Raw genomic sequence first — 16,526 nt, 5'->3', positions numbered from 1 at the left:
AAGGAACGCCCATGCCGGCGCCAGATGCTTATTCTCAAGACCAGTTGTTGAAACTGATCGGCACGCCGCGCGCGCCGCTGATTGTTGATGTCCGCGACGCCGATGACGCGGGCGCGGATGCGCGCCGCTTGCCCGCCGCCGTGATGCTGGGCGATGGCGACGTTGTCGCTTTCGCCCGCGCCTTGCCCGCGCAGCCCGTCGCCGTCGTGTGCCAGAAAGGCCTGAAGCGCGCGCAGGGCGTGGCGGGTTTGCTGCGGGCCGAGGGGATCGCGGCGCAGTATCTGGACGGCGGCTTTCTGGGTTGGGCCGGGGCCGGGTTGCCGCTGGTCGATCCGGCCTGTCTGCCTGCGCCCGACGCGCAGGGCCGAACGCGCTGGGTCACGCGCAACCGGCCCAAGATCGACCGCATCGCCTGCCCCTGGCTGATCCGCCGTTTCATCGACCCGCGCGCGGTTTTCCTGTTCGTCGGGGCCAGCGAGGTGCAGGCGGTGGCCGATCTGACCGGCGCGGTGCCGTTTGACATCGAGGGCGTGCGCGTCAGCCACCGGGGAGACGGGTGCAGTTTCGACGCGATGATCGAGGATTTCGGTCTGGCCGTCCCGGCGCTGGACACGTTGGCGCGGATCATTCGCGGCGCAGATACCGCGCGCCCCGATCTGGCGCCCGAGGCCGCCGGGCTGCTGGCCGTGTCGCTGGGTCTGTCGCGGATGCACACCGACGATCTGGCGCAGCTGGACGCGGCGATGGTGGTTTATGACGCGCTCTATCGCTGGGCGCGTGACGCACAGGACGAGGTGCACACATGGACGGGCAAACGGTGAGCGCGGGCCAGCGTGACGTCGCGGTCTGGGCGAAGATCGGGCTGCTGAGTTTCGGCGGCCCCGCCGGGCAGATCGCCCTCATGCACCGCGAACTGGTCGAGACGCGGGCGTGGATCGACGAGGCGCGGTTCCTGCATGCGCTCAATTTCTGCATGCTCTTGCCCGGACCCGAGGCGATGCAGCTGGCCACGTACATTGGCTGGCTGCGCGGCGGCTGGCGCGGCGGGATGCTGGCGGGCGGGTTGTTCGTGCTGCCCGGCATCGTGGCGATCATGGCGCTGAGCTGGGTCTATGTGCTGGCGGGCGATGTCGGATGGATCGCCGGGGTGTTCTTTGGGCTGAAAGCCGCGGTGATTGCGATTGTCGCGCAGGCCTTGGTGCGGATCGGGCGCAAGGCGTTGAAAACAGCGGGGGCGCTGGCGATTGCGGTGGCGGCGTTTGGCGCGCTTTTCGTGTTTGGTGTGCCGTTTCCGCTGGTGGTGCTGGCAGCGGCACTGGTCGGGTTCCTGACGGCGAAGGGCGCGGCTGTCGCCGTGGCCCCGGCGCGGGTGTCGACCACGCGCGTTGCGCTGGTCTGGCTGGCGCTGTGGCTGGGGCCGGTGTTGACGCTGGTTCTGGTGCTGGGGCGCGATCACGTGCTGGCGCAGGTGGCGGTGTATTTCAGCCAAATGGCGGTGCTGACTTTCGGCGGGGCCTATGCCGTGCTGGCCTGGGTGGCGCAGGCGGCGGTCGAGCAGTTCGGCTGGCTGACCGCGCCGCAGATGCTGGACGGGCTGGCGATGGCCGAGACGACGCCCGGCCCGCTGATCATGGTGACGCAGTTCGTGGGCTTCATGGCGGGCTGGGGCGCGGGCGGGTTGGCACTGGCCTCGGCGGCGGCGCTGGTCAGCGTCTGGGCGACCTTTGCGCCGTGTTTTCTGTGGATCTTCGCCGGCGCGCCGCATGCCGAGCGGCTGCGCGGCAACCCCGCTCTGGCCGGGGCCTTGGCGGCGGTGACGGCGGCGGTGGTCGGCGTGATCGCCAATCTGGCGCTGTGGTTTGCGATCCATGCGCTGTTCGGGCAGGTCGTGGGCGGCTGGCCGGTCTGGGCGACGCTGGATCTGTGGGCCGCCGGGCTGACGGCGCTGGCGCTGGTGGCGGCCTTCGGCCTCAAAGCCGGGCCGGGGGCGCTGATCCTTGGCGCGGCACTGGCGGGGGTGGCGTTGCGCCTGGCGGGGCTGGCGTGAGCGCAGCGGCTGCGCTATCACCCGGGCGAAATTTGCGCTGGAGGTTCCCCCATGTCCGCCCATGACACCCCGATTCCGATGGTTGCGCGCCGCTCTGGCCCGCTGAAGGGCGAGGCGCAGATCCCCGGCGACAAGTCGATCAGCCACCGCGCGCTGATCCTGGGCGCGCTTTCGGTGGGCGAGACCCATGTGACGGGGCTGCTGGAGGGGCAGGATGTGCTCGATACCGCCAGCGCGATGCGGGCTTTTGGCGCGACGGTGACCCAGCTGGGGCAGGGCGAATGGCGGGTGCAGGGCGTCGGCGTCGGCGGGTTTGCCGAGCCTGCGCAGGTGATCGATTGTGGTAACTCGGGCACCGGGGTGCGGCTGATCATGGGCGCGATGGCGACGACGCCGATTTCGGCGACGTTTACCGGCGATGCCAGCCTGAACAAGCGGCCGATGGCGCGCATCACCGATCCGCTGGCGCTGTTTGGCGCGCGGGCGGTGGGGCGGCAGGGCGGGCGTCTGCCGATGACGCTGGTGGGTGCTGCCGAGCCGGTGCCGGTGCGCTACACGCTGCCGATGCCCTCGGCGCAGGTGAAATCTGCGGTGCTGCTGGCCGGGCTGAACGCGCCGGGCGAGACGGTGGTGATCGAACCGGAAGCGACGCGCGATCACACCGAGCGGATGCTGCGCGGTTTCGGGGCCGAGGTGACAGTCGAGGAGACCGACGAGGGCCGGGTGATCACGCTGAAAGGTCAGCCCGAGCTGTTGGGGCAGCGCGTGGCGGTGCCGCGCGATCCGTCCTCGGCGGCGTTTCCGGTCTGCGCGGCGCTGCTGGTGCCGGGGTCCGAGATCACCGTGCCGGGCGTCTCGCGCAACCCGACGCGGGACGGGCTGTATGTGACGTTGCTGGAAATGGGCGCGGATATCGTGTTCGAGAACCCGCGCATCGAGGGTGGCGAGCCGGTGGCGGATCTGCGCGTGCGCTCTTCGCCGGGCCTGCAGGGGGTCGAGACCCCGCCCGAGCGCGCGGCCTCGATGATCGACGAATTCCCGGTGCTGTCGGTGGTGGCCGCGCTGGCGGGCGGCACGACGGTGATGCGCGGCGTGAAAGAGCTGCGCGTCAAGGAGAGCGACCGCATCGACGCCATGGCGCGCGGGCTTGAGGCCTGCGGCGTGCGCATCGAGGAAGACGCGGACACGCTGATCGTGCACGGAATGGCGTCGGTGCCGGGCGGGGCGACGGTGGAGAGCCGTCTGGACCACCGCATTGCGATGGCGTTTCTGGTGCTGGGGCTGGTGTCGGAGCGCCCGGTGACGGTGGATGATGGCGGGCCGATCGCGACCTCGTTCCCGCTGTTCGAGCCGCTGATGGCGGGGCTTGGCGCCGCGATCAGTCGCGCGAACGGCTAAGCCCATGAACCGCGCGATCAGCTGGGGTCTGCCGCTGCTGATGCTGGCGGTTTATCTGTATCTGGCGGTGGTTCTGGGGCGCCAGTTGAGCGCCCTCGCCGACGGGTTGCCACCCTTTGATCTGCGCGTCTTTGGCTATGATCTGCACGAGACGCGCGCCTATCTGCGAGCGCTGCATCCCGACGGATATGTGCTGTATCAGGGGCCGATTTTCTGGACGGACACGGTGTTTGCGCCGCTGATGGGCCTGTGTCTTGTGTGGTGGATGCGGCCGCTGCGCGGGGCGTTCGGCATGGTTTGCGTGCTGGTGGCGATGAGCTATGTCGCGTTCGACTGGGGTGAGAACATGTGGGTGCTGCGCCTGCTGGGCAGTGGGCCCGACTGGCTGGCCCTGCGCGATGTGGCGGGGGCGAGCGCGTTTACCTCGGCCAAATTTGCGGTGTTTGCCTTGGCGGCAGTGCTGGCCGCGCGGCAGAGTTTGGCGCGGCGGCGCGGGTAGGGCCGGCGCTCGGGGGCATCGAGCCCCCTCGCGCCGGTGCGCGCCGGGCGCGCACAGGGGGGCTTCACGCCCCCCTCGGCCTTACGGCCTCACCCCCTGTGGGATATTTAGCGAGCAAAGAGCGGGTCAGGCAGGCGGGATGGCCCAGGCTTCGCCGGGGGCGAGGGCGCGGAACCGGTCGGCAGGGATGTTCTGCTCGGCAAGGGCTTCGTCGAGGGCGGCGAGGGGGGCATCGCGGGCTTCATCGGTGAGCTGGAAGGTGCCCCAGTGGTGGCCGATGCCCCAGGTGGCCCCCGAGAGCTGGAAGCCGTGCAGGGCTTCGGCCGGGTTCTGGTGCTGGGCGCGCATGAACCAGCGGGGTTCATACGCGCCGATGGGCAGGATGGCGGCGCGCAGCTTGCCGTGGCGCGCGGCGAGGCCGTGGTAGGGTTTGCCACCGTCGAAGCCGGTGTCGCCGATATGCAGGATCGTGCCCTGTGGCCCTGTGATCACAAAGCTGGCCCAGAGTGCCATGGAGCGGTCGCGGGTGCCGCGGGCGGACCAGTGGTGGCAGGGTTCGAGATGGACCGTCAGCGGGCCGAAGGCGACGGCGTCGCCCCAGTCGCCGGTCAGGCAACGCAGGCCGGTGGGGCGCAGGATGGTGTCGTTGCCAAGAGGCGTGATGACCACCGGGTCATGCGCGGCCTTGAGGCGTTTGAGGGTGGCGAGGTCGAGGTGGTCGTAGTGGTTGTGGCTGAGCAGCACCGCATCGATGCGCGGCAGATCGTCAAAGCCGATTCCGGGGTCGATGACCCGGCGCGGACCGGCCAGTTGGGTCGGTGAGGCGCGCGGTGACCAGACTGGATCGGTCAGCAGGTTGAGCCCGGCGGTCTGGATGAGCAGGGTGGCGTGGCCGACCATGGTGATGGTCAGATCGTCAACGGCGGGCTCGGGACGGACGGTGGCGGGGGTGGGGAGGCGTTTGGGCCATTTCTGGCGGGTGCCGCCGAACTGCCAGCGCAGCGCGTCGCGAAGGCCGGTCGGGCCTTGACCCTGCGGGTTGAAAAACCGCGTGCCGTCGAAATGGTCGGTGATCGGGCCAGCGTAATAGGGGTTGCGGGGCATGGGGTCCCTCCTGTTGGTGCTATATTGGGCTGGCACCGGGGGTTTCAACCGCGCAGGGGCTGCGTTAGGCAAATCGAAACGAATGAGGGTGATGATGATCTTCACAGTCGCAGTGGATGGCCCGGCGGCGGCGGGCAAGGGAACGATCAGCAAGGCTTTGGCCGACCGCTTCGGGTTGGCGCATCTGGATACGGGGTTGTTGTACCGGGCGGTCGGGGCGAAAGGCGGCGATCCGGTGGCGGCGGCGCAGGGCCTGACGCCGGCGGATCTGGCGCGGGACGATCTGCGCAGCCTCGCGGCGGGTGAGGCGGCAAGCAAGGTCGCGGCAATTCCCGCCGTGCGCGCAGCGCTGACGCAGTTTCAGCGCGACTTCGCCCGGCGAGAGGGCGGCGCGGTGCTGGACGGGCGCGATATCGGGACGGTGATCTGCCCCGAGGCGGCGGTGAAGCTGTTCGTCACCGCCAGTGCCGAGGTGCGGGCGCATCGGCGCTGGCTGGAGGTGGGCGGCGATGCGGCGCAGGTGCTGGCCGAGGTGGTGGCGCGTGATGAGAGGGATATGGGCCGGGCCGACGCACCGCTGAAGCCGGCAGCGGATGCGGTGATGGTCGATACTTCGGAACTGAGTATCGACGAAGCCGTCGCACAGGCAGCGGCTTTGGTGGCGGCGCGGCTGGGTTGATGGGCGGCTGGACAGCACGCTGCCAGTGCGGGGATGTGCGCGTGACGGCGCTGGGCGAACCTGTGCGCGTGGGGATCTGTCATTGCCTCGATTGCCGCCGGCATCACGGGGCGCTGTTTTTCGCGGCGGCGATTTTTGCGCAGGCGGCGGTGACGGTCGCCGGAATGACCAAATCGTATGAGGGACGGCATTTCTGTCCGCGCTGCGGTTCGTCGGTGTTTGCGCAAAGCGGCGATGAGATCGACCTTCATCTGGGCGCGATGGAGGGGGCTGAGCTTTTGGTGCCGCAGTATGAGCTTTGGACCGTGCGCCGTATCCCCTGGTTGCCGGAATTCCCCGGTATGGTGCAGATGCCACGGAACCGGGAAAGCCCTGATGGCGCTGAGGGTTAGCCAAGGGGCGAAGCCGAGCGTGGTTTGGGTAGACACGGTTTAAGCGGCTGATCATTAAGCGGGGTATCAGGGCACGGGTGCCTCGGCGGGTAGCGAACGGCGGGACGGTTGCCGGCAAGGTCAGGGGTGCCCTGCACGGCGATCCGGTCCGCATCCTGTTGCGTGACCCGCTGCGGGGCGCGCGACAATAGCGTTCCCCCCGGCGTTCACCGGCAAAACGACGGGACACGACAGCGGGGAACTCGATCGGTCCCTGACACGTTTCCTGAGGTAACACCCTGCCGTCGCCGAGCTTTCCCTTGCCCCCCATTGCAGGCTATAGCGGTGCAAGCGCCAGCCCACAGGAGACCCGATGCCCGACCTCTCGCACGATTCAATGCTTTCCACGGTGATCAAGCCGGTTCACCGCGAAGGCTATCCGTTTATCGGGCTGTTCGCCGCCGTGACGTTGGTGTTGTTCCTGATCTGGCAGCCGCTGGGTTGGGTCGGCGTGGTGCTTACCGTCTGGTGTTACTATTTCTTCCGGGATCCCGACCGCTATACCCCGCAACGCAACGGGCTGATCATCAGCCCGGCCGACGGGGTTATTTCGCTGATCGAACCGGCGGTGCCGCCGGTCGAACTGGGGATGGGCGAAACGCCGATGACCCGGGTCAGTGTCTTCATGAACGTGTTCAATTGCCACGTGAATCGCCTGCCGATCGCTGGGGAGATCACGGCGGTCAGCTACCGTCCCGGCAAGTTCTTCAATGCCTCGCTGGACAAGGCGAGCGCGGACAACGAGCGCAACTCGGTTGCGGTGCGGATGGCCGACGGGCGGCAGATCGCCGTGGTACAGATCGCCGGTCTGGTGGCGCGGCGCATCGTGTGTGACGTCAAGCCGGGCGCGGTGCTGGAGACCGGCGAACGGTTCGGCATGATCCGATTCGGCAGCCGTCTGGATGTCTACCTGCCCGACGGCGTGCAGCCGATGGTCTCGCTTGGCCAGACCATGGTCGCGGGCGAAACGGTCTTGGCGGACCTGATGCTGGGCGAGCCTGCCCGTCTGGCCGAGGTGCGTTGAGCGATGATGGATGAGCCCCGCCCTGACGACGACGGCGAGGTGGCGGACCGCCGTTCGCTGCCGCTGGTGCAACTGATCCCCAATCTGGTGACGTTGCTGGGGCTGTGCGCCGGTCTGACCTCGATTCGCTACGCGCTGGATGGTTGGTATCAGACCGCCGCCGCGCTGATCGTCCTCGCGGCCCTGATGGACGGGATGGATGGGCTGTTGGCGCGCAAGCTGAATGCGTCCAGCCATTTCGGGGCCGAGCTTGATCTCGCTCAGCGATTTTGTCTGCTTCGGGGTCGCGCCGGGGATCTTTGTCTTTCACTTCGTCGCGCAGGACTGGCCGGGCACCGGCTGGCTTCTGGTGCTGGTCTATGTGCTGTGCGCCTGCCTGCGCTTGGCCCGTTTCAACGTGAACCGCAACGCGCCGCCACCGCCGGGCCGGGCGCATTTCATCGGGGTTCCGGCACCTGCCGGGGCACTGTTGGGGCTGTTGCCGGTCTATCTGTCGCTCTCGGGCTGGGTTCAGACCGAGCATTGGCCGGTGCTGTCGTCGCTGTATATGGCGGCAATCGGTTTGTTGATGATCTCGCGCCTGCCGACCCCGTCGCCCAAGGCCTGGCGCGTGCCGCGCAAGCGCGCGGTGCTGGTGCTGGTAGGGGTCGCGGTTTTTGCCGGCGCTTTGGCGACCAAGCCCTGGACAGTGCTGGTGCTGACCGATCTGGCGTATCTGGTGGTGCTGGCCTGGGGCAGTTGGCGCGACCGTCGGGCGCTGGCGTAAAAACCGTCACATAGGCGCTTGACCTCACCGATGGGTGTCGGTATTGCACCCCTCATGCGCGGTTGTAGCTCAGTTGGTTAGAGTACCGGCCTGTCACGCCGGGGGTCGCGGGTTCGAGCCCCGTCAACCGCGCCACTTTCTTCCTCAGGGCCCCTTATGGGGCCTTTCTTTTTGCGCTGTTTCCCGCCGGGGTGCGTGAAATCAACGGTATGGCGCACAGCGCGCGACCGTGTCGATTGCCCCCTGATCCCGTTGCACGTGCCGCATAGGGCTGTCGCGCGACTGCGGAGCCGATACGGTCGCGCCGCCAAGCCCCCAGCCATGATTGCAGGCCGACAGGGCAAGGCCAAGGGCGGCAAGTTGTCGCCGCGACGCAGGAATTATTCAGTCAGGGCCGGGGTTTGGCACGCGCCAGGGCGATCGGGCTTGTGGAACCGGGGGGCGGAAAACTTTGCGCAAGTTTTGCCGTTTTCACGCTTGACGCCCTGCGCCGGACCCCATAGATCACCCTCATCGCGCGGTTGTAGCTCAGTTGGTTAGAGTACCGGCCTGTCACGCCGGGGGTCGCGGGTTCGAGCCCCGTCAACCGCGCCACTTTCCTTTGATTGGAATGATAAGTCTCCCCTCTGGGGGGATTTTTTCGTTCTGGGATCCTTCTTCCTTATACGCATTCTTAACCCTCGGGCCTTAGGTTCGGGTGACGATTGCGCATGGGAAGGAGGGCGTTCTCAAACATCTGGCAGCCGCAGCCCCGCAGGGCAGACCTTTCGCTTGATCCGGCGCTGGGATAGCGTGCGGGCGAAACGGCTAGTCGGGGACGAACATGATCGCTGTCGAGGGATACCAGGGGCTGCGCGTGGGCGTGCTGGGGCTGGGACGGTCGGGTTTGGCGACCTGCGCGGCGCTCATGGAGGGCGGGGCTGAGGTCTGCGCGTGGGATGACAGCCCCGAGGCGCGCGAAAAGGCGAATGCCGAGGGCTTCGGCACGGTTGATCTGACCAAGCAGGGCACGGTTGAGGGGCTGGATGTGCTGATCACCTCGCCGGGGATCCCGCATCTGTATCCCGCGCCGCATCCGGTGATCGCAGCGGCACTGGCGGCCGGTGTGCCGGTGGACAATGATATATCGTTGTTCTTTCAGGCGCTTGAGAATCGCGATGAGCCGCCCAAGGTGATCTGCGTCACCGGCTCGAACGGCAAATCGACCACCACCGCGCTGATTGCGCATCTGCTGACGGTGGCGGGGCGCGATGTGCGGATGGCGGGTAACATCGGCACAGGCGTGCTGTCGATCGAGTTGCCGGGCGAGGGGGGCGTGGTGGTGCTGGAGCTCAGCAGCTACCAGACCGATCTTGCGCGTCGCTTGGCCCCGGATGTGGCGGTGTTCACCAATCTGAGCCCCGATCATCTGGACCGCCACGGCGGCATGGGTGGCTATTTCGCTGCCAAGAAGCGGCTGTTCACCGAAGGCGCGCCCGCACGGGCGGTGATTGGCGTTGATGAGGGGGAAGGGCAGTATCTGGCCACCCAATTGGCGCAGAGCGTCGATGATACGCGGGTGATCCGGGTGTCGTCAGGGCAAAAGCTGAACGGGCCGGGCTGGTCAGTCTCGGCGCGCAAGGGGTTCTTGTCGGAATGGCGCGGCGGCAAACAGGCGCATTCGATCGACCTGCGGCCAATGGCGGGTCTACCGGGTGCTCATAACCACCAGAACGCCTGCGCCGCCTATGCGGCGGTGCGCGCACTGGGGTTGGCACCGCGCCAGATCGAGGCGGGGCTGGCGAGCTTCCAAGGCCTGCCGCACCGTAGCCAGCTGATCGGCGAAAAGGATGGCGTGACTTTCGTCAACGATTCAAAGGCGACGAATGTGGATTCTGCGGCCAAGGCGCTGCAAGCCTTTCCCAAGATCCGCTGGATTGCCGGCGGTCTGGGCAAAGAGGGCGGCATTGCCGCCCTGACCCCGCATCTGGGGGCCGTGCGCAAGGCCTATATGATCGGCCACTCGGCGCGCGACTTTGCGCTTCAGCTGGGCGACACGCCGCACGAGATCTGCGAAACGATGGAGCGGGCTGTTGCGCGCGCCGCCGAAGAGGCCGAGCCGGGGGATGTTGTGTTGCTGGCCCCGGCAGCGGCAAGCTTTGATCAATACCCGAATTTCGAGAAACGCGGCGAGGCTTTTGCGGCGCTTGTGCAGGACTTGCTGGGGCGCTAAGGCGGCGACGGGGCGTGAAGCCTGCGGATTTTCCGGCAATCAGGGGCGGGCGCATGGCGGTTGAGGCGGAAACGGGTCTGGCCGAAGAGGGCGACAGCCTCAAAGGGTTTCTTCTGGCGCTGTCGGCCTATCTGCTGTGGGGCATCCTGCCGCTGTATCTGTCGTTGTTCGACAGCGTCGGGCTGGTCGAGGTGCTGGCGCACCGGGTGATCTGGTCGGTGCCGGTGGCACTGGTGATCCTGCTGGTGCTGGGCCGGACCGGCGATCTGCGGCGCGCGCTGGTGTCGCCGCGGCTGCTGGCCATGGCCGGGCTGACCGCGCTGCTGGTCACGGTGAACTGGGGCGTTTACCTCTACGCGATCCAGACCGATCAGGTGCTGGACGCGGCGCTGGGCTATTACATCAACCCGCTGTTCTCGGTCTTTCTGGCCGCCGTTTTCCTGCGCGAACGGCTGAGCCTGTGGCAAGGGCTGGCCGTGGCGCTTGCCGTCGCGGCGGTGGTTGTCCTGACCGTCGAGGCGGGGCGTCTGCCGCTGATTTCCCTGGCGTTGACCGGCAGTTGGGGGCTGTATGCCTTTTTCAAGCGCGCGCTGCCAATCGGGCCAAATCAAGGGTTTACGCTGGAAGTGATCCTGCTCAGCCCGGTGGCGCTGGCCTATCTGGCGTGGCTGTGGACGCAGGGCTCGATGAGCTTTGGCTATGCGGGTGCGGGGCTGACCGCATTGCTGATGGGGGCGGGTGTGATCACAGCGGTGCCGCTGATGCTGTATGCCAACGGGGCGAAACGGCTTACGCTGAGCACGATGGCCTTGATGCAATATATCGTGCCAACGCTGGTGTTTCTGGCCGCCGTATGGGTGTTCGGCGAGACGTTCGATGGGGCAAAACTGGTCGCGTTTCCCATGATCTGGGCGGCTTTGGTGGTCTATACCATCGACACGTTGCGCCGCCGCCGCTGATCCGCAACGCCGAGACTCGCCGATGTGATCGCAAGTCTCTGGCCAAGATTCCGCATTCGCGCTATTCTTGCCTGAAGACCCGGCAAACGGGCTTATAACAGGCAAAGTGAGCAGACCCCCATGACGGAAATGGTTCATGGCAGCATGCCCGCCCATGTGGGCGAGCCGGTGTTGTCGCGTTGGTGGCGCACGGTAGATCGTTGGACGATTTCGAGCGTCCTGTTGCTTGTCGCAGTTGGATTGCTGCTGGCCCTGGCCTCGTCGCCGCCGCTGGCAGCGCGCAACCATTTGCCCCCGTTCCATTATTTCGAGCGACACGCGATTTACGCGGGTTTGAGCGTCACGGTGATGCTCTTCGTCTCGATGCGTAATCCTGAAACGATCCGCCGTTGGGGTGTGCTGGGCTTTGGCCTTGGGTTTGCGACGCTGCTGGCACTGCCGGTGATCGGCACCGACTTTGGCAAGGGCGCCGTGCGCTGGCTGAGCCTTGGCTTCACCAGCGTCCAGCCGTCGGAATTTGTCAAACCCTGCCTGGCGGTGACCGCCGCCTGGCTGCTGGCCGCCGGGCAGGATCTGAACGGTCCGCCGGGACGGCTGTTGTCGCTGGGCGTTGTGCTGGCGACCGTTGGTCTCTTGGTGATTCAGCCGGATTTCGGCCAGTCGGTGCTGGTGCTGTTCGGCTGGGGGGCGATGTATTTCGTCTCGGGCGCGTCGATGCTGATCATTCTGGGGCTGGCCGCCGCGGCGGTGAGCGGCGGGTTTGTCGCCTATATGTTCTCGGAACACTTCGCGCGCCGGATTGACGCCTTCCTGTCGTCAGAACTGGATGCACGCTCGCAGCTGGGCTATGCGACCTCGGCCATTCAGGAGGGCGGGTTGTTCGGTCTGGGCGTGGGCGAGGGGCAGGTGAAATGGCAGCTGCCCGATGCGCATACCGACTTTGTGATCGCCGTCGCGGCCGAGGAATACGGCTTCATGATGGTGTTGATCATTATCACGCTTTACGCGGTGATCTGCCTGCGCGCCCTGTCGCGCCTCACGCGTGAGCGCGATCCGTTCATCCGGCTGGCCGGAACCGGGCTGGTGGCGATGATCTCGGCGCAGGCGATGATCAACATGGGCGTGGCCGTACGGCTGCTGCCCGCGAAGGGGATGACGCTGCCCTTTGTCAGTCAGGGCGGCTCGTCGCTGCTGGCGATGGGGCTGATGGTGGGCATGCTGCTGGCCTTGACGCGCACACGGCCGCAGGGTGAAATCGGCGATCTGATGCAAACACGGGGGCGATAATCATGGCTAACCCGGCAGGAAAGGCCCCGCTTGCGGTCATCGCGGCAGGGGGGACCGGGGGGCATATGTTCCCGGCGCAAGCACTGGCTGAAGAGCTTCTGGCGCGCGGCTGGCGTGTGGTGCTGTCGACGGATGCGCGCGGTGCACGCTATGCAGGCGGGTTCCCCGACGCGGTGACGCGGCGCGTTGTCGGCTCGGCGACCTTTGCGCGGGGTGGGGTGCTGGCGAAGCTGGCGGTGCCGTTCCGCATTCTGGGCGGCGTGGCCAAGGCGGTCGCGACCATGGTTGCCGACCGGCCCGCTGTGGTGGCGGGGTTTGGCGGCTATCCGTCGATTCCGGCGCTGACCGCGGCGAGTTTGCTCCGCATTCCGCGCCTGATTCATGAGCAGAACGGCGTGCTGGGCCGGGTCAATGAACTGTTCGCCAAGCGCGTTTCGGCTGTCGCCTGCGGCACCTGGCCGACGGTACTGCCCAAGGGCGTGGCCGGGCATCAGATCGGCAACCCGGTGCGGAGCTCGGTGCGCGAACGCGCGGCCTCGCCTTATATCGAGCCGGGCAATTATCCGATGTCGCTGGTGATCATCGGCGGCTCTCAGGGCGCGCGCATCCTGTCGGATGTGGTGCCTGCGGCGCTTGCCGGTTTGCCGGACGTTCTGCGCCAGCATGTGCGCGTGGCGCATCAGGCGCGGCCCGAGGATCTGGACAGGGTGGCGGCGGCCTATGAGGCGGCGGGCATTCCGGCCGAGGTCGAGCCGTTCTTCGCGGACATCCCCCGCCGGTTTTCCGAAGCACAGCTGGTGATTTCACGCTCGGGCGCGTCGACGGTGGCGGATCTGACGGTGATCGGGCGGCCGTCGATTCTGGTGCCCTATGCCGCTGCGATCCGCGGCGAGCAGGAGGCCAACGCGCGCGGTCTGGTCGAGGCCGAGGCGGCGGTGTTGATGCCCGAAAGCATGTTCACGCCCGAGGCACTGGCGGCGACGATTTCGACGATCCTGACGACCCCGCAGGCGGCCGCGCGCATGGCGCGCGCCGCAACGCGGCTGGGCATGCCTGATGCTGCGATGGCGCTGGCCGATCTGGCCGAGCGTCTCGCCGGTCCCCCCGAACACTGAGAGTTCCGATGACGCGCTTGATGCTTCCGCCGGGTCTGGGCCCGATCCATTTCATCGGCATTGGCGGGATCGGCATGTCCGGCATCGCCGAAATCCTGCTGGGCGAGGGGTTCGCCGTGCAGGGATCGGACGCCAAGGGCAGCGCGATCACCGAACGGCTGGCCGGTCTGGGCGCGGTGATCCATGTCGGGCACGATGCGGCGCATGTGGCGGGGGCGGCGGTGATCGTCGCTTCGACCGCGATCAAGCAAAGCAATCCCGAGATGGCCGAGGCGCGGCGTCTGGGGCTGCCGGTGGTGCGGCGGGCGGAAATGCTGGCCGAACTCATGCGGTTGCGGCGCAACATCTCCATTGCGGGCACGCATGGCAAAACCACCACGACGACGATGATGGCGGCGATGCTGGATGCGGGCGGGTTTGACGCGACGGTGGTCAATGGCGGGGTGATCCACGCCTACGGCTCGAACGCGCGGGCCGGGGCGGGTGACTGGATGGTGGTCGAGGCGGATGAGAGCGACGGCTCGTTCAACCTGTTGCCGACGCAGATTGCCGTGGTGACCAACATCGACCCGGAACATCTTGAACACTGGGGCAGTTTCGACGCTCTGCGCGCCGGGTTCGACCGCTTTGTGCAGAGCATTCCGTTCTATGGGCTTGCGGTGCTGTGCACCGACCATGCCGAAGTGGCAGCTCTGGCTGAGCGGGTGCATGACCGAAACGTCGTGACCTTCGGTTTCAATGGCGGCGCGGATGTGCGGGCTGAGGGTTTGAGGTACGAAAAGGGTAAGGCAATCTTTGATGTAGCGCTGGGACACGGTGCAGAATGTCGGAAAATTGAAAGTCTGACACTTCCAATGCCGGGTGATCACAATGTCTCGAACGCGCTGAGCGCGGTGGCGGTGGGCTTGCATCTGGGGATGAGCGACGACGCCATCCGCGCCGCACTGGCCGGGTTCGCCGGGGTCGGGCGGCGGTTTACGCGGGTCGGGGAGGTGAACGGCGTCACGGTGATCGACGATTACGGCCACCATCCGGTTGAAATTGCGGCCGTTATCAAGGCGGCGCGGCAGGCACTGGGCGGTACCGGGCGGGTGATCGCGGTGCATCAGCCGCACCGCTTCACGCGGCTGAGCGCGCTTTTTGATGAGTTTGCCACCTGCTTTGATGGTGCCGATGTCGTCGCAATCGCCGAGGTCTATTCGGCGGGCGAAGAGCCGATTGCCGGGGTGGATCGCGACAGTCTTGTCGCGGCGATCACGGCGCACGGCCATAAATCCGCCCACGCGCTTTTGCGCGAGGCAGATCTTGAGGCGCTGGTGCGGGCCGAGGCGCAGCCGGGTGACATGGTTGTCTGTCTGGGTGCCGGGACGATCAGCGCCTGGGCGCAGGCGCTGCCCGGGCGGTTGGCCAAGGGGTAACCGCCTGCCTTGTTTTTAGGGGGAAGCCGGGCATACTCGACGGCTGACACCTGAGGAGGACGCATGGAAATACTGGTCCTTGGTTTTGGCGCGCTGTGTTGCGGGGGCATCCTCGGCGGGCTCTTGGCGCGGTTCGCATCGCCGCGCGCCGCGATGATCGGCGGGCTGGTTCTGGCGGTCGCGGCGGCGGTGTCGCTGGTGATCGGCTCGGGGCTGCAGGGATGGGACGGCATGGGCTATACCATCGTGGGCGCGCTGTTGCTCGCCCCTATGGCGCTGGCTGCGACAGCGGTTGGCGCGCTGGCGTGGTTTGGGCGGCGACGGGCACGCGCTGCTGCCAGACGCGCCACAGATCCAGAGCGGCGTTGACCGACAGGCCGATGACGACGGCCACGGCCATCAACCGGCCATCATAGACACCGGCATTCAGGCCGATGAGAACGACAGAGCAAGCGACCGCCGCCGCAACGAGGGTGGGCATCGCTGCGCGCAGAACTGGGGGGAGGGTTTGCATAATGTTTACCGCTTTTATGAGTGTTTTGCAGAAGGAACGCGTTTGTGAAGCGCTGGTTCCGACGAATGAGGCCATTGCGTGAAAGACCTGAGCTACACCCCCGCGGCACACTGACCCCCAACCGGGCGCTGGCCGATCTGACTTGGCTGCGCGTCGGTGGTCCGGCGGATTGGCTGTTTCAACCGGCGGATGAAGAGGATCTGTCGGCGTTTCTGGCCGCGCTGCCGGCTGATGTGGCGGTGTTCCCGATGGGCGTGGGGTCGAACCTGATCGTGCGCGACGGCGGCATCCGGGCGGTGGTGATCCGGCTGGGGCGCGGGTTCAACACCATCCGGGTCGAGGGCGGCCAGGTCTTTGCCGGCGCGGCGGCGCTGGATGCGCATGTGGCGCGCAAGGCGGCCGAGGCGGGGAGCGATCTGACGTTCTTGCGCACCATTCCGGGCAGCATCGGCGGCGCGGTGCGGATGAACGCGGGCTGCTATGGGCAGTATGTCGCCGACCGGCTGGAGTCGGTGCGGGTGATCACGCGGAACGGCGAGGCGCGCAGCCTCAAAGCGGCTGAACTGGCGATGCAATACCGCCAGACGACGTTGCCCGACGGCTGGGTGATCGTCGAAGCCGTGTTCAATGCGCCACAGGGGGACGCAGCTGAACTGGCCGCGCGGATGGACGAACAGCTGGCAAAACGCGATGCCTCGCAGCCGACAAAGGACCGTACGGCAGGGTCGACATTCCGCAATCCGGCGGGGTTCAGCTCTACCGGTAGGGCCGATGACGTGCATGACCTCAAGGCGTGGTCTGTGATTGATGCCGCAGGCATGCGCGGCGCGACGAGGGGCGGGGCGCAGATGTCACCGATGCACGCGAATTTTCTGGTCAACACCGGGGGGGCCTCGGCCGCCGATCTGGAGGGGCTGGGCGAGGAGGTCCGAAAAAGGGTGTTCCAAAACAGCGGGATTACGCTAGAATGGGAAATCATGCGGTTGGGCGAAGCAGCCCCGCCGCAGGACTGACCGGGCGATAGACCCGGCACCGTGGATCAAGGGGCCTGAGCAGCCCTCCACGTATAAAAA

16 protein-coding genes, 2 tRNA genes and 1 pseudogene are annotated in these 16,526 nt (G+C 66.9%); 18 read left to right on the top strand and 1 reads right to left on the bottom strand.

What is annotated here, in order from left to right; genetic code table 11:
* The first annotated feature begins 11 nt into the window (after positions 1-11).
* The 4 genes from OKW52_RS17335 to OKW52_RS17320 are packed head-to-tail and all read left to right on the top strand — an operon-like array spanning position 12 to position 3,944.
* Positions 12-821 (top strand): sulfurtransferase/chromate resistance protein, encoded by an 810-nt coding sequence (locus OKW52_RS17335; protein ID WP_264506822.1) that lies wholly within the window; start codon positions 12-14, stop codon positions 819-821.
* A complete protein-coding gene (gene chrA, locus OKW52_RS17330) occupies positions 803-2,047 on the top strand; it encodes a chromate efflux transporter (protein ID WP_264506821.1) in 1,245 nt (414 codons plus the stop codon). The genes OKW52_RS17335 and chrA overlap by 19 nt, the downstream gene beginning before the upstream one ends.
* A gap of 51 nt (positions 2,048-2,098) precedes the next feature.
* A complete protein-coding gene (gene aroA / locus OKW52_RS17325) occupies positions 2,099-3,445 on the top strand; it encodes a 3-phosphoshikimate 1-carboxyvinyltransferase (protein WP_264506820.1) in 1,347 nt (448 codons plus the stop codon).
* Positions 3,446-3,449: 4 nt separating this feature from the next.
* A complete protein-coding gene (locus OKW52_RS17320; RefSeq protein WP_264506819.1) occupies positions 3,450-3,944 on the top strand; it encodes a hypothetical protein in 495 nt (164 codons plus the stop codon).
* Between the two features lie 126 nt (positions 3,945-4,070).
* On the opposite strand, the gene OKW52_RS17315 is transcribed toward OKW52_RS17320, so the two are convergent.
* A complete protein-coding gene (locus tag OKW52_RS17315; protein ID WP_264506818.1) occupies positions 4,071-5,048 on the bottom strand; it encodes an MBL fold metallo-hydrolase in 978 nt (325 codons plus the stop codon).
* A 94-nt stretch (positions 5,049-5,142) separates the two neighbouring features.
* Here OKW52_RS17315 and OKW52_RS17310 point away from each other — a divergent pair, with 94 nt between their 5' ends.
* From OKW52_RS17310 to murB, 14 genes and pseudogenes are all read left to right on the top strand, one after another.
* Entirely contained in the window at positions 5,143-5,727 is a 585-nt protein-coding gene (locus OKW52_RS17310; RefSeq protein ID WP_264506817.1) for a (d)CMP kinase, read from the top strand.
* Positions 5,727-6,119: a GFA family protein gene (locus OKW52_RS17305; protein ID WP_264506816.1), complete on the top strand. Its 393-nt coding sequence runs from the start codon at positions 5,727-5,729 to the stop codon at positions 6,117-6,119. The genes OKW52_RS17310 and OKW52_RS17305 overlap by 1 nt, the downstream gene beginning before the upstream one ends.
* Before the next feature lie 352 nt (positions 6,120-6,471).
* A complete protein-coding gene (locus tag OKW52_RS17300; RefSeq protein WP_264506815.1) occupies positions 6,472-7,182 on the top strand; it encodes a phosphatidylserine decarboxylase in 711 nt (236 codons plus the stop codon).
* A 3-nt stretch (positions 7,183-7,185) separates the two neighbouring features.
* Positions 7,186-7,377: pseudogene (locus tag OKW52_RS17295) on the top strand (CDP-alcohol phosphatidyltransferase family protein); the annotation flags it as partial.
* A 55-nt stretch (positions 7,378-7,432) separates the two neighbouring features.
* Positions 7,433-7,948 (top strand): CDP-alcohol phosphatidyltransferase family protein, encoded by a 516-nt coding sequence (locus OKW52_RS17290; protein WP_264507756.1) that lies wholly within the window; start codon positions 7,433-7,435, stop codon positions 7,946-7,948.
* Positions 7,949-8,006: 58 nt separating this feature from the next.
* Positions 8,007-8,083 (top strand) — tRNA-Asp (locus OKW52_RS17285).
* Between the two features lie 382 nt (positions 8,084-8,465).
* Positions 8,466-8,542: transfer RNA gene (locus OKW52_RS17280), tRNA-Asp, on the top strand.
* A 229-nt stretch (positions 8,543-8,771) separates the two neighbouring features.
* The gene (gene murD, locus OKW52_RS17275; RefSeq protein WP_264417392.1) at positions 8,772-10,160 is read left to right on the top strand and encodes a UDP-N-acetylmuramoyl-L-alanine--D-glutamate ligase; all 1,389 of its coding nucleotides are present in this window, start codon (positions 8,772-8,774) and stop codon (positions 10,158-10,160) included.
* 53 nt (positions 10,161-10,213) lie between these two features.
* Positions 10,214-11,119, top strand: coding sequence for an EamA family transporter RarD (gene rarD, locus OKW52_RS17270; RefSeq protein ID WP_264417391.1), 906 nt, complete (start codon positions 10,214-10,216; stop codon positions 11,117-11,119).
* A 120-nt stretch (positions 11,120-11,239) separates the two neighbouring features.
* Positions 11,240-12,406 (top strand): FtsW/RodA/SpoVE family cell cycle protein, encoded by a 1,167-nt coding sequence (locus OKW52_RS17265; protein WP_264417390.1) that lies wholly within the window; start codon positions 11,240-11,242, stop codon positions 12,404-12,406.
* A gap of 2 nt (positions 12,407-12,408) precedes the next feature.
* The gene (locus OKW52_RS17260) at positions 12,409-13,521 is read left to right on the top strand and encodes a UDP-N-acetylglucosamine--N-acetylmuramyl-(pentapeptide) pyrophosphoryl-undecaprenol N-acetylglucosamine transferase (protein WP_264506814.1); all 1,113 of its coding nucleotides are present in this window, start codon (positions 12,409-12,411) and stop codon (positions 13,519-13,521) included.
* Positions 13,522-13,529: 8 nt separating this feature from the next.
* The gene (gene murC / locus OKW52_RS17255) at positions 13,530-14,939 is read left to right on the top strand and encodes a UDP-N-acetylmuramate--L-alanine ligase (protein WP_264506813.1); all 1,410 of its coding nucleotides are present in this window, start codon (positions 13,530-13,532) and stop codon (positions 14,937-14,939) included.
* A gap of 63 nt (positions 14,940-15,002) precedes the next feature.
* Positions 15,003-15,308 (top strand): hypothetical protein, encoded by a 306-nt coding sequence (locus tag OKW52_RS17250; RefSeq protein WP_264417385.1) that lies wholly within the window; start codon positions 15,003-15,005, stop codon positions 15,306-15,308.
* A 219-nt stretch (positions 15,309-15,527) separates the two neighbouring features.
* Positions 15,528-16,466, top strand: a complete 939-nt coding sequence (gene murB, locus OKW52_RS17245) for a UDP-N-acetylmuramate dehydrogenase (protein ID WP_264506812.1) — start codon at positions 15,528-15,530, stop codon at positions 16,464-16,466.
* Positions 16,467-16,526: the final 60 nt, after the last annotated feature.

Source organism: Pararhodobacter zhoushanensis (genome assembly GCF_025949695.1).
Lineage (GTDB): Bacteria > Pseudomonadota > Alphaproteobacteria > Rhodobacterales > Rhodobacteraceae > Pararhodobacter > Pararhodobacter zhoushanensis_A.
The sequence above is the reverse complement of the archived record's forward strand: the minus strand, read 5'-3'. Positions and strand labels throughout refer to the sequence as shown.